The organism is Antarctobacter sp. (assembly GCF_048262615.1).
Taxonomy (GTDB): domain Bacteria; phylum Pseudomonadota; class Alphaproteobacteria; order Rhodobacterales; family Rhodobacteraceae; genus Antarctobacter.
Genome location: NZ_JBLXFB010000003.1, coordinates 126,683 through 139,199, shown reverse-complemented (window position 1 = coordinate 139,199; position 12,517 = coordinate 126,683). Strand labels below are relative to the sequence as shown.

Annotated in this window: 13 protein-coding genes; 4 read left to right on the top strand and 9 right to left on the bottom strand. The window is 66.1% G+C overall.

Features of this window, described 5'->3' with window-relative positions; genetic code table 11:
• Positions 1–9: 9 nt before the first annotated feature.
• From ACN0S5_RS04415 to ACN0S5_RS04405, 3 genes are all read right to left on the bottom strand, one after another.
• A complete protein-coding gene (locus tag ACN0S5_RS04415; protein ID WP_417206321.1) occupies positions 10–648 on the bottom strand; it encodes a hypothetical protein in 639 nt (212 codons plus the stop codon).
• Between the two features lie 100 nt (positions 649–748).
• The gene (locus ACN0S5_RS04410) at positions 749–1,036 is read right to left on the bottom strand and encodes a DUF5665 domain-containing protein (protein WP_417206319.1); all 288 of its coding nucleotides are present in this window, start codon (positions 1,034–1,036) and stop codon (positions 749–751) included.
• The gene (locus ACN0S5_RS04405; RefSeq protein WP_417206668.1) at positions 1,026–1,544 is read right to left on the bottom strand and encodes a DUF1643 domain-containing protein; all 519 of its coding nucleotides are present in this window, start codon (positions 1,542–1,544) and stop codon (positions 1,026–1,028) included. Before ACN0S5_RS04405 ends, ACN0S5_RS04410 begins: the two co-directional genes overlap by 11 nt.
• Before the next feature lie 94 nt (positions 1,545–1,638).
• Between ACN0S5_RS04405 and ACN0S5_RS04400 the strand changes: the two genes are divergently transcribed.
• The 3 genes from ACN0S5_RS04400 to ACN0S5_RS04390 all read left to right on the top strand — a co-directional run bounded on the left by ACN0S5_RS04400 (position 1,639) and on the right by ACN0S5_RS04390 (position 7,124).
• Entirely contained in the window at positions 1,639–2,604 is a 966-nt protein-coding gene (locus tag ACN0S5_RS04400) for a threonine ammonia-lyase (RefSeq protein WP_417206317.1), read from the top strand.
• A gap of 78 nt (positions 2,605–2,682) precedes the next feature.
• On the top strand, positions 2,683–4,773 hold the full coding sequence (locus ACN0S5_RS04395) for a trypsin-like peptidase domain-containing protein (protein WP_417206315.1): 2,091 nt from the start codon (positions 2,683–2,685) through the stop codon (positions 4,771–4,773).
• A gap of 80 nt (positions 4,774–4,853) precedes the next feature.
• Positions 4,854–7,124, top strand: a complete 2,271-nt coding sequence (locus tag ACN0S5_RS04390) for a trypsin-like peptidase domain-containing protein (RefSeq protein ID WP_417206313.1) — start codon at positions 4,854–4,856, stop codon at positions 7,122–7,124.
• A 10-nt stretch (positions 7,125–7,134) separates the two neighbouring features.
• On the opposite strand, the gene ACN0S5_RS04385 is transcribed toward ACN0S5_RS04390, so the two are convergent.
• The 3 genes from ACN0S5_RS04385 to trxA are packed head-to-tail and all read right to left on the bottom strand — an operon-like array spanning position 7,135 to position 8,888.
• Positions 7,135–7,311, bottom strand: coding sequence for a Trm112 family protein (locus ACN0S5_RS04385; RefSeq protein ID WP_417206312.1), 177 nt, complete (start codon positions 7,309–7,311; stop codon positions 7,135–7,137).
• Complete coding sequence (locus ACN0S5_RS04380) at positions 7,308–7,949, bottom strand: LON peptidase substrate-binding domain-containing protein (RefSeq protein WP_417206310.1); 642 nt, start codon at positions 7,947–7,949, stop codon at positions 7,308–7,310. Before ACN0S5_RS04380 ends, ACN0S5_RS04385 begins: the two co-directional genes overlap by 4 nt.
• A gap of 27 nt (positions 7,950–7,976) precedes the next feature.
• Complete coding sequence (trxA, locus tag ACN0S5_RS04375) at positions 7,977–8,888, bottom strand: thioredoxin (RefSeq protein WP_417206666.1); 912 nt, start codon at positions 8,886–8,888, stop codon at positions 7,977–7,979.
• 250 nt (positions 8,889–9,138) lie between these two features.
• Between trxA and ACN0S5_RS04370 the strand changes: the two genes are divergently transcribed.
• A complete protein-coding gene (locus ACN0S5_RS04370; protein ID WP_417206309.1) occupies positions 9,139–9,996 on the top strand; it encodes a hypothetical protein in 858 nt (285 codons plus the stop codon).
• Between the two features lie 27 nt (positions 9,997–10,023).
• Here ACN0S5_RS04370 and ACN0S5_RS04365 read toward each other — a convergent pair whose 3' ends face one another.
• The 3 genes from ACN0S5_RS04365 to ACN0S5_RS04355 all read right to left on the bottom strand — a co-directional run bounded on the left by ACN0S5_RS04365 (position 10,024) and on the right by ACN0S5_RS04355 (position 12,504).
• Positions 10,024–10,461 carry a BrnA antitoxin family protein gene (locus ACN0S5_RS04365; protein WP_417206307.1) on the bottom strand — a complete coding sequence of 146 codons (438 nt, stop codon included), beginning with the start codon at positions 10,459–10,461 and terminating at the stop codon, positions 10,024–10,026.
• Positions 10,462–10,582: 121 nt separating this feature from the next.
• The gene (locus ACN0S5_RS04360) at positions 10,583–11,371 is read right to left on the bottom strand and encodes an exodeoxyribonuclease III (protein WP_417206305.1); all 789 of its coding nucleotides are present in this window, start codon (positions 11,369–11,371) and stop codon (positions 10,583–10,585) included.
• A gap of 95 nt (positions 11,372–11,466) precedes the next feature.
• The gene (locus tag ACN0S5_RS04355; RefSeq protein WP_417206303.1) at positions 11,467–12,504 is read right to left on the bottom strand and encodes a succinylglutamate desuccinylase/aspartoacylase family protein; all 1,038 of its coding nucleotides are present in this window, start codon (positions 12,502–12,504) and stop codon (positions 11,467–11,469) included.
• Positions 12,505–12,517: the final 13 nt, after the last annotated feature.

Here is a 12,517-nt window from a genome sequence, read left to right as displayed (position 1 = left end):
CGCAGCGTCTCAGCCCGTCAGCCCAAGGGCGGCGGCCTCGCTTTCGCCCACCAGAACGATGGCGGACAGCGGCGGCGCCTCGACGGTGGGCAGGCTTGCCAGAACGGTGTCACCCAGCCGGATCTCGGTTGTCTCCGGATCATCGTCACTGACCCGCAATTCAAGCTCCGGCTCCGGCCCCGGCGTACTGTCGTCGAAGACAATCATCAACCGGTCCTGTGCGGCGTCATAGGTCAACTGCTCAACCGGCATCGGCCCAGCATCGGGCTCGCCCCCGCCGGGCAAAGCAGGCGTCAGGCTGTCCTCCGCCTCCGGCACAAGAAACCCATGCAGCTTGAGCACCTCGACTGCTGTCTGCGCCGCATCTGCCTGCTCCGCCAAAGCCAAGGCCCCGCCCGCCTCCGGCGGTGCGGTCTCCAGCATGTTGATCAACCCCATCCGATCAAACAGCGACCGTCCGCCCGCCAGATCGCCATCGTCACGCGGCGGCCAACCCCCATCCTGTGCGGGGTCCTCATCAGGAAAACCTGAGACAGCATCAAAATCCTCGCCATCGTCCGGCGCAGGCTCGTCCATATCGTCGCCCATGCTGACAATAGCAACAGACCCCAGCGCCATGAGCCCCATGAACCCGGCCAGTAAATACATCGGTGCAGCCCCGTTTCCCGCCCACCGATGGCCATGCACAGAAGGCCCGTGCCGCCCCGTAGGTCGCCGCCGAGTGTCGCATCACCCGGTTAAACAGTGCTTACTCGGTGACCTCGACCTTGATCTCCTTGATCAGGGCGGTGGCCAGATCGCCAAGGATCGGGATAAATTCGATCTGGCTGAGCACCAGCACCGCCACCGACACCAGCGCCGTGGCCCCGACCGCCGTGCCAAGACCCAGCATCAGACCCCGGAAGAACTGAAACATCATCAGCCGCGCCACGTTGTTGTGGATCCGCACATAGCGATGACCGTTCAGCCGCGCGACCTCATCGGCCAGCCGCGCAACCTCTTGGCGCAAATCGTCGTCGTCGGGTTCAGGCGGCATAGCGCATCTCCTTGGGCCAGGGTTCCGGCATGACCGCATATGAGACATAAAGCGGATGGCGCGGATGTCCCGCCTTGGTCAGGCCAAGGTGGCGGACATCGCCGGTCAGCAACGGCGCGATGCGCGCCCCGGCCCCCTGCAACGCGCCATGCACGCCCCAGGCCGCCAGCGTCAGATCCGCCGCCCCCGACCAATCCGTCAGCAGGGCCGCGTTCTCCGGCCCTTCGGGATCGGCCGCGCGGCGCAGGTCTTCGGGCCGGGTGGCGCGATAGGCAAATAGGTTGGCGATCCGCATCGCCCCATAGCCCAGCGCCCGCGTGCGCCGTTGACACCGCTCGATGGTCGGATCGTTTGCCGCCTCGCTTGCGGTCGAGGGGTTCAGCATCACGAACATCACCTCGCCCGCCGCCGCGTCCCAGACCCGGCGCAACCCGTAACGATAGGTTTCGCAAGGCGAATACCACGCCGTGCTGCGCTGCCCGTCCTGTTCTGCATGCCGTTCAATCATGCCGCCAAGCTGCCCCGCCCGCGCGGGACGTTCAAGGGCGATTGACATTTCCCGGCCCCTGTCGCCCCCTGCCCGCATCCAGACGGAGCATGTCATGAACATCCAGATGATCGAGGCCGCCGCCACCCGCGCGCAGGGCGTGACCCGCCGCACGCCGCTGCTGTCCGCGCAGGCGCTGGACGCCATCGCCGGGCGGCGCGTGCTGGTGAAAGCCGAATGCCTGCAACACACCGGCAGCTTCAAGTTTCGCGGCGCATGGTCGGCGCTGACCGCCCTGCCAGAGGCGCAGCGCGCCAAAGGCGTGATCGCCTTTTCCTCGGGCAACCATGCGCAGGGCGTGGCGCTTGCGGCGCAACGGCTGGGCGTGCCTGCGGTCATCCTGATGCCCTCGGACGCCCCCGCCGCCAAGATCGACGGCACCCGGTCCTACGGCGCAGAGGTCGTGTTGTATGATCGAGGCCGCCAAAGCCGCGAAGAGATCGGCGCGGCACTCGCCGCCGACCGCGACCTGACGCTGGTCAGGCCCTATGACGATCCGCAGGTCATCGCGGGGCAAGGCACCTGCGGGCTGGAGATCGCCGAACAGGCCGCCCAAGAGGGCGTGACAGAGGCCGATGTTCTGGTCTGCTGCGGCGGTGGCGGGCTGACCGCCGGGATCGCCCTTGCGCTGGAGGCGCGCGCCCCCGGCCTGCGCCCGCGTCCTGCCGAACCGGCGGGCTTTGACGACACCGCGCGGTCCCTGCGCTCTGGCCAGCGCGAGACCAATGCCGCCGAGGCGGGCGGGCTGTGCGACGCGATCCTGACACCCAGCCCCGGAGAGATCACCTTTCCCATCAACGCGCGGCTCTGCGGGCCGGGCATCGTGGTCACGGAGGACGAGGTGCTACAGACCATGGCCCTCGCGGCCCGCCACCTCAAGGTCATCGCCGAACCGGGCGGCGCCGCCGCCCTTGCCGCCGCGCTGTTCCACGGCGCAGAGATCGACGGCGACGCGGTGATCTGCACCCTCTCCGGCGGCAACCTTGATCCCGCCATGCTGGTGCGTGCGCTGTCGGTCTGAGCGGGTCCGGTATACCTCCGCCCCCAAGACACGGCAAAGCTGCTACACTCGCGCCACATGCCGTTATGGGAACCCCACATGGAACGCCTCGCCACGCTCACCGCTGTTGCCCTGCTTTGCGCCGTCCCCGCCACCGCGCAGGAGCTGGTCGGCTTTGACCTCGACTCGTTCGGGCGCACCGTCCTGTCGCGCAAGCAATTCGCCGGAGACATGATCCCCGAGGTTGCCGCCGGAGCCTATAACAACGAATTCATCTCGACCTATTCGGCCAAGTCGATCTTTGCCAGCATCGGCCGCTCGGTCGGGCGGCTGGACGTGGCCACCGACAACGGCGTCTTTCCCTGCACCGCCTTTCTGGTCGCCGACGACCTGATCATGACCAACAACCACTGCGTTCCGGGCATTGTCGACAACGACAAGGCCAACGCGACCTCGATCATCGGGGTGCGCTTTGTCATGGGCTACACGCAGGAGGGCGTGACCGAGGGCACCACCTCGTTCCTCGTCGACCCCGCCCCGGTCGAGACCTCCAAACCGCTGGACTACACCGTGCTGCGCATTCTGGGCGAGAGTCCGGGGCGGGAATTCGGCACCCTGCAACTGGCCTCGGCAACGCCCGTCGACAATGACCCCTACTGGATCATCGGCCACCCGATGGGCGAGGCGCAGCGCATCAGCCGCGAGAAATGCCGCGCCAATGCGCCCGCCCTGTCGGACGGACAGCTTTTGCACACCTGCGACACGCTGCCCGGCAACTCCGGCTCACCGGTGATCGACGCCACCACCCGTCAGGTCATCGGGCTGCACCACGCGGGCTCGGCGCGCAACAGCATCAACTACGCCATCCCGATGGCGCAGATCCTTGCCAACAGCACCGTGCTGACCGCCGCCACCGGCCCCGCGCCCGCCCCCGAAAGCCCCGAAAGCCGCGCCTTTTCCCGCCTGTCCGACGCGCTGGACCTTGCCGATGACGATGCCCGCCGCGCCGCGCTCGAATCCCTCGTGGCCGAGGCTCCTGACACCGCCGCCGCCCGCACCGCCAGCCGCCTGATCGCCGCGATGCAACCGCCGCCGCCACCCGCCCCCAGCCTCGCCGACCGGATGGCCGCCGACGCCGATGTGCAGGCCTGTGACCGCCTTGCGGGCGACCGCTTTCACCCCGACCGCGCCAGCGGCCTGATGCTGGCCGAGGGCATCGTGTTCGAAGACATCGACCCCGAACCCGCCATCGCCGCCTGCCTCAGCGCGCTGGACGCCTTTCCCGACCACCCGCGCATGGCCGCCTTTCTGGGTGAGGCTTTCAGCGCGGCGGACCGGATGGACGACGCCTTTGCCGCCTACCGCACCGCCGCCCTTGCCGGGGACGCGATCGGGCAGGCCGGGCTGGGGATTTCCTATCTCTGGGGGCTGGGCACCGACACCGACCCGGCGCAGGCCCGCGACTGGCTGGAAAAATCCGCCGCCCAAGGCCACCCCATCGCCAAGACCGCTCTGGGCGTGATCTACCAATACGGACAGGGCGTCACCGCCGACCCGGACCGCGCGCTGACATTCTACCAGCAGGGGGCCGACGCGGGCTATCACGGCGCGCAGGACCAGTTGGGCGATCTCTACCTTGCGGGCGACATTGTCGCGCAGTCCGACAAGACCGCCGCCGAATGGTTCGGAAAATCCGCCGCACAGGGCAACGCGGGGGCGCAATTCAACCTTGGCCAGCTTTACGCCACAGGGCGCGGCGTCCAGAAATCCGAGGCCACCGCCGCCCGCCTGTTCCGCGCCGCCGCCGATCAGGATAACCCTGACGCCCAAATGGCGCTTGGCAATCTCTACGTGCGCGGCCTCGGCGTGACCCAATCCGACACCGAGGCGGCCCGCTGGTTCAAGAGCGCGGCGGCCAACGACCACGCCGGCGGGCTGTTCGGCCTTGCATGGCTGACCGAACAGGGCCGGGGCGTGTCCCGCGACCCGGCAGAGGCCGCGCGCCTGCACATCGCCGCGTTGAAGGCGGGCAGCGACTGGCCGATCACCCGCGACAGCGCCGACTGGCCGCGCGACACCGCCCGCGCGCTGCAACAGGCGCTGGCCGCCGAAGGCGTCTATTCCGGCGCAAGCGATGGCCGCATCGGCAAACTGACCCAGGACGCCATGCGCCGCCTGTTGCCGCAATGACCCGACCGACATTCCCTTACCCGCAGTCCGGCCTTTTGTGCTAGGCTGCGGGCCAGTCTTTCAAAGGCGGAATTCTTCACATGTCATTCAAAAAATCCCTGTGCGCCGCCCTGCTCATCGCCTCGCCCGCCCTGTCGCAGGATCTGATCGGCTTTGACCTGTCGTCCTTTGGCAAGACCGTCCTGTCGAACACGCAGGCGGCGGGCGGCGATGTCATGCTTGAGGCCGCCTTTGGCGCCTACAACAACGAATTCATCGCGACCTATTCGCCCAAGTCGGTCTTTGCCAAGATGGGCCGCGCCGTGGGGCGGCTGGACGTGGCCACCGACGCGGGCGTCTTTCCCTGCACCGCGTTCCTTGTCGCCGATGACCTGTTGATGACCAACCACCACTGCGTGCCGGGCATCCTTGACCACGAACGCGCCGGGGCCACCGCCATCGTCGGCGTGCAATTCGTCGCCGGTTATCTGCTGGAAGGCATCGAGGAAGGCAGCGAGCGGTTTCTGGTCAACCCGGTCCCGGTCGAGACCAGCAAGACGCTGGATTACACCCTGCTGCGCATCTTGGGGTCCAAGCCCGGCAGGCAATACGGCACTTTGGCGCTGGCGGGGGTCGACCCGGACGACAATGCGCCGTTCTGGATCATCGGCCACCCGATGGGAGAGGCGCAGCGCATCAGCCGCGAGAAATGCCGCGCCAACGCGCCCGCCCTGTCCAAGGACCGCGTGCTGCACACCTGCGACACGCTGCCCGGCAACTCCGGCTCTCCGGTGATCGACGCGGGCACCCAGCAGGTGATCGCGCTGCACCACGCAGGCTCTGCCCGCAACAGCATCAACTACGCGGTGCCGATGACCGCGATCCTGCGCAACAGCACCGTGTTGAAATCCGCCACCCCCATCGTCGCCCCGGCCCCGGCCAAACCGGACCGTGACACGCAGGCCGACCGCGCGCTGGCGCGGCTGTTCGGGTTGCAGGACGACACCGCGCTTGCCGCCGGTCTGAACCGGCTGATCGCCGATTTCCCCGGCACCCCGGCGGCGCGCAGCGCCCAAGCGCGTCTGGACGGGCTGCAACGCAGCCAACAGGCCGCCAGCGACCGCGCGCAACAGGCCAAGGCCAATGAGGCCCTGCTGGCGGCGCTGGTCCTGACCGACGCAGACGCCCAGCGCCGCGCGCTGGAGGCGATGTTGCGCACCTATGGCGACACCCCCGCCGCCGCCGCCGCCCGCGCGACGCTGGCAACGCTGCAACGGCCCAAAACGGCTGTGCCCGTCGTCCAGACCAAGCCTGTGGCTCAACCCAAACCCGTTACCAAAACCCCCGACACCGCCCGCTTTCCCGAGGGAACGGTTCTGAAAATCCCATCGCTTGCCGTCCGAAACGGCCCCAGAGCCTCTGCCACCACCATCTCCACTGTTTTCGGTCAAGTCACCTTGGGTACCTATGTCGGCGAGGGCTGGTACCGGGTCGCAGGGTCATCGGGGCGATTTGTTCTGGTGCCGGAGGAGGCCAAGCCGTTCCCCAAGACCGCGCCGACGCCTGCCGTGACGGCCAAGACATCCGACGCCCTGCCGCCACCGTCAAAAACCACCACCGCGGCGATGATCGAAACGACAACCATCGCCGCCAGACGCTATGCGCCGGGCTCTGTCCTCAAGTCTTACGGCCATTCGATTTATGACACGCCATCGACCAAGGCACGCGTCGTGAACAGATCAACCGGGTCGACCGTTCTGGGCGAGCATGTGTTTGAGAACTGGTACAAGGTTCAGGGCCGGACGAAAGAATACGTGCAGGTCAGGTCAGGACTGAAAATCCTCGTGTCCGCAACAGCGGATGCGGCGACCCCGCCGTCAAAAGCCGCCACCGCGCCGATGATCGAAACGACAACCATCGCCGCCAGACGCTATGCGCCGGGTTCTGTCCTCATGGCTTACGGCCATTCGATTTATGACTCGCCATCGACCAAGGCACGCGTCGTGAACAGATCAACCGGGTCGACCGTTCTGGGCGAGCATGTCTTTGAGAACTGGTACAAGGTTCAGGGCCGGACGAAAGAATACGTGCAGGTCAGATCCGGGCTAAAAATCCTCGTGTCCGCGAAAACCGAGCCGCCTTCCAGACCCAAGACCGTCACGGCCAGGACCTACACCCCCGGCACCGTCGTCCAGATCGGCAGCCGTCCGGTCCGCAACAAGCCGATCTCCTACGAGCCGGCGGTGTCCACCGTGCATGATCGCGTAAAGATCGGCAGCCATGTCATGGGCGACTGGTACACGATCTTCGGCGACAGCAAGAAGTTCGTGCACCTGCCGCCGGGGCTCACGATCCTCAGCGGCGGCAATTGACCAAACCGGCCTAGTCCAGCACCCGCGCCTCATCCTGCAACATCACCGGGATGCCGTCGCGGATCGGATAGGCCAGCCCCGCCGCCTTGCTGATCAACTCCTGCTTTTCCGCGTCATAGCGCAGCCCGGTCTGCGTCACCGGGCAAATCAGCGCCTCCAGCATCCGGCGGTCGAATTCGGGTGTCATTGGATCAGATCCTCTTCTCCGCCCCGCAGGGTGTATTCGATCAGCGTCACCAGCGTCTCGCGCCGGGTGCTCAGCGACGGCGCCTCCAGCAGCGCCTGCTTGTCCTCGGGGTTGAACTCCAGCAGCATCGACAGCGAGTTCAGCAGCAACTCGTCATCCGCCTCCTGCAAGGTATCCCAATCCGCCGACAGTTCCTTGGAGGTGAAATAGCGGTTCAGCAGGTCCATGAACAGACCACGGTCAAAGCTGTCGTCGTGCTCTGCCCCCTGCTGGTCCCGCTCGAACCCGTCCCAGCTTACCTCGCAGCGGCGATAGGGCGCAAAGCCGTCGACCTCCTTCAGGACACGATACCGCGACAGCCCGGTCAGCGTGATCATGTACCGCCCGTCCTCGGTCTCTGAGAACTGCGTCACCCGGCCCGCGCAGCCGATCCGGTGCAACCCGTTCTCTTCGCGGCCCGGCACAACGTGCGGCTGCACCATGCCGATCAGCCGCGCCTCTGTCTTGAGGCAATCATCCAGCATCGCAAGGTAACGCGGTTCGAAGATGTGCAAGGGCAGACGCGCCCGCGGCAGCAGCAATGCGCCGGGCAGGGGAAAGACCGGGATCAGCCCCGGCAGATCTTTGAACCGTTTCATAGCAGACAAGGTAGACTGCCCATCCGGTCAGGCAAATATCATCGAGCTCAGTTTCCGCCGTCCGTTCAGGACCACCGGATCATTTGGCTTGAGCGCCTCGAAAATGGTGAACAACTGCGTCTTGGCGGCCCCGTCGTTCCACTCACGATCGCGGCGGAACATGTCCAGCAACTGACCCACCGCACCCTCGGCGTCACCTGCCGCATACAGGGCCTGCGCCAGATCGAACCGCGCCTGCATGTCCTCCGGGTCGGCCTCGACCTTGGCGGTCAATTCCGCCAACGGACCGGCATCCGCCGCCTGCCGCGCAAGCTGTAGCTGCGCATGGGCCGCCTCCAGCTCCGGTGCGGTGGAAATCTCTGCCGGAGCGCCGTTCAGGATCGCCTCGGCCTGATCCAGATCGTCCATGGCAATATGCGCCCGCACCAGCCCGGCGTAGGCCCCGGCATGGGCCGGTTCCTCACCCAGAATGGCCGCAAAGGTCTGCGCCGCGTCCACCGCCGCGCCCTGCTCCAGCATCTCTTCGGCCGCCGCCACCGCGTCGTCCAGCCCGCCAGAGGCATCCCCGCCAGAGGCCTGCACCACACGCTCGACAAAGGCCTTGATCTCGGATTGCGGCTGCGCGCCCTGAAAGCCGTCAACCGGCTGACCCTTGTAAAAGGCATAGACCGTCGGGATCGACTGGATCTGCAACTGACCGGCGATGTTCTGCGCCTGATCGACGTTGACCTTGACCATGCGCACGGCACCTTTGGCCGCCTTCACCGCGTCCTCCAGCATCGGGCCCAGCGTCTTGCAGGGGCCGCACCACGGCGCCCAGAAATCGACGATAACCGGCGTCTCCATCGAGCCGTCCACGACCTCGGCCATGAACTCCGCTTCCGAGACATCCTTGACCAAATTGTCCGCAGCCTGTTGGCCGCCACCCAGTTCCAGCATCTCGCCCCCCATGAGGTTCAGTGTCCGCGTCACGCCGTAAATGGCGCAGGGGGGGCAAGGATGCAAGGGGAGGCCGCCAGCGGCCCGCCAGGAGCGGCACTGGCCCGACACGGGTGTTCCGGAGCCAAAACGCAACTTGAAATTGATATTTTTCGAATTCGCGTGTAGCCTTGGGTCATTCCAGTTCTTGCCTGTGCCGCGTTTCGCGGCCTGTTTTTATAGTCCTTTTTGACGTCAAAGGAGATTCAAGGTGACCGATTTCGCCGAATACAGCCGTGCCGCGGCGCGCCATACCCACATTGTCGATGCCGTCATGACGCAAAGCCTGCCCATTCTGATGCGCTGGCCCCACCCGAACCCCCTGTGCGATTTTCTATGCCGACCGCAGCCGCAGCCGCAGCCGCTGCCGGTCAAGGCCAAGGCCAAGGTCGCGACCCGACCCTCGGGCTGGCAGCGCGGCGAAACCGCCCTGCGCCTTGCGGTGGCCGATCCGGTTCTGCCCCGGTCGGTCAGGTCGGACATGGCCGAGGTGATCGGCGGCCTTGTCACCTTGCGGGACGCGCTGCCGCGCCTCGAAGAAGACATCGCCCCCTATCTTGAAGAATTCGATGCCCATCGGGCAGAGGTCACAAGCCTCTCGGATATCGCCGACAGCCTGCGCGTGCTGCGCCGCAAACTGCGCGGCAAACCGGACAATGCCGCTGGCGTCGATGTGGCCCTTGCGATGCTTGAGGACGGCGCGGGCACGATCTACGACCCGCGGCACCCCTATTACCAAACCCTCGGCATGCTGGACCGGGTCGGTCCGGCCAGTTCCCCCACCGACCCCTCCAACCCCGACGACGTTCCCGACGTTCAGGCCAAGGGCTTCCTCGATTCAATCGGGGACGCTCTGTCTTCGGCAGCCGATTATGTGCTCGACACCGCGTGGGAGGACGCCAAGGGCGCGGTGGTTGGCGCAGGCGCAGGCGCGCTGGGGGCATGGGCCACCGGCGGCGGCTCTGCGGTGGGCGGAGCGGTCGTCGGGGCGGCGGCCAAGTCCGGCGCCAAGGTTGTCGACGACGTCGAGGATTCCGTTAAGGGCAAAGGCAAGGGCAAGGGGAAATAACGCGGGGCGCGGGGCGGCCCGCCGCCCTCACCGGTCGCGCCCCTGCCATTCCGGTCCCTTGCGGTCAAAGAAGTCTTCGGTGTCGCCCCATTCGGTGCGCCGCCGCAGGGCCTCTTCGTCGACCACCTCGGGTCGCAGGACATAATCGGAGGTGTCCGGCCCGTTGATGATCTTGGCCAGCCGCATATGCATGAAGCCGCGCAGCACCCGGTTCATCCGGTGTTGATATCCCGGACCCATCGCCTTGAAGAACTTCACCACATCCGCGTCGAACGCCACGGTGCAGCGGGTGCGTCTGGTGTCGCGGCGGTCCTTGTCTTCCCAGATCTCGTGCCAGTCGCGCGGACAGCCCTTGCGGTCCCACATGAAGTCCAGCAGGTCCCGTTCGACCATCTCCATGGCGTCGATGCCATACATCCAGTTCAGCCGTTCGCGCTTGGTCATGTCGGTGGCAGCTTGGCGCATATCCTTGCCCTCTTGCGGGTTTCGATCTGCCGCCATGCTGTCCGCAAACGGTTAACAGAGCCCATGCGCAGCGTGCGCACGGGATGTGCATGCTCTGTGCATGCGCTGTGCATGGCGGTTTTTACAGGTCGAAGCTGGCAAAAACCGGCGCGTGGTCAGAGGGCTGTTCCCAGCCCCGCGCGGCGCGCAGAACCCGGCTGGAATGGGAGGCGTTGACGATATCCGGGGTGGCCCAGACATGGTCCAGCCGCCGCCCCTTGTTGGCCGCGTCCCAATCCCGCGCGCGGTAGGACCACCAGCTGTACAGCTTGCCCACGGGCAAGTCCTTGCGGGTGACATCCACCCACCCCCCCGCATCTTGTGCCTGTTCCAGCGCCTCGACCTCGATGGGCGTGTGAGAGACCACCTTCAGCATCTTCTTGTGATCCCAGACGTCGTCTTCCAGCGGGGCGATGTTCAGATCGCCCACAAGGATCGCCTTTTCGGGCCGTTCCGCCGCAAACCAGTCACGCATTTCGGTCAGGTAATCCAGTTTTTGCCCGAACTTCACATTCTTGTCCCGGTCCGGCACATCACCCCCTGCGGGGACGTAAAAATTGTGGATTGTCAGACCGTTACCCAGACGCGCCGCGACGTGGCGCGCGTGGCCCAGGTTGGCGAAATCCTTGTCCCCAACATCCTCAAGCGGCAGTTTGGACAGGATCGCCACCCCGTTATACCCCTTCTCGCCCCGCGCCACCATGTGGGTGTACCCCAGCGCCGCAAAGACCTCATGCGGGATCTTGTCCACCGGCGATTTGCACTCCTGCAAGCACAGGACGTCGGGCGCTTCTTCGGTCAACAGCTTCTCGACCAAACCCGCCCGCAAGCGGACAGAGTTGATGTTCCATGTGGCAAGGGTGAAGGGCATGTGGGATCTCCGGATCATTTGGCGCGAGACTGCCAAGCCCAACCGCCACGCGCAACCGGGTTTGGGTGAGGCGATTTTTCGACGAAAAATCGCCCCTAGATGATCTCGTCCTCGTCATATAGCGGCGGCGCTTCAAGATCGTCCTCGAACCGCTCCGCCGCCGCCTCGGCCCGTGCCATCTCGCGGGGTTCGGCGATGTGAAACAGCGCATCGCCCTCATTGACCACGGGCAGGTCGGACCGGCCGATCACAATGCCCGTCACCTCTGCGACAACTTCGGCCTCGCGTTCGCCAAACGGATCAGAGACGACGCCAAGCACCTGACCTTTCTCGACAAAATCGCCTCGCCGCTTCAGCGTGCGGAGCAGGCCACCCGACGGTGCGCGCATCCACGACGACCGTTCGCAATAGACCGAAGCACCGCGCGCGCGTGGCACACCGCGCCCGGTGATCATCCCCAGTTTGGCCATGACCCGCAGAATGCCCGCAACCCCGGTCCGCGCGGCGTGTTCGTCAAACCGCAGCCCTTCGCCGGCTTCGAACAGCAGCACGTCGACCCCCGCCTGCGACGCGGCCAGCCGCAGCGACCCGTCGCGCGTCTTCGATGTCATGGTCACCGGCGCGGCAAAGACCTCTCCCAGTTCGCGCAGCCGCGCGTTGCCGGGGGTCAAACGGATCTGCGGCAGGTTCGTGCGGCCCACCGCCGCCGAATGCAGATCAATGCCGACGTCGCAACGCATCACGATCTCGCTCAGGAAGAGATGCGCCAGACGCGCCGCCAAAGAGCCCGCGGGCGAGCCCGGAAAACAGCGGTTCAGGTCGCGCCGGTCCGGCAGATACCGCGATCTGTTGATGAACCCGAAGGAGTTGACGATCGGCACCGCCACCAGCGTCCCCGACATCCGCGCCAGCGGCGCCGCCCGCAGCAGGCGGCGCACGATCTCGGCCCCGATGACCTCATCGCCGTGCACGCCCGCCGAGACGAACATCACCGTGCCGGGCCGCTTGGCGTGTATGACATGGGCCGACAGCGTAACCGGCGAGTGATCCGACAGCACCGAAACCGGCAGATCTACCGTCCGCCGACTGCCCGCCGCGATGGATTCGTCGCCAAGGATGAAGGGTTCTCTCATGACCGTACCTCCT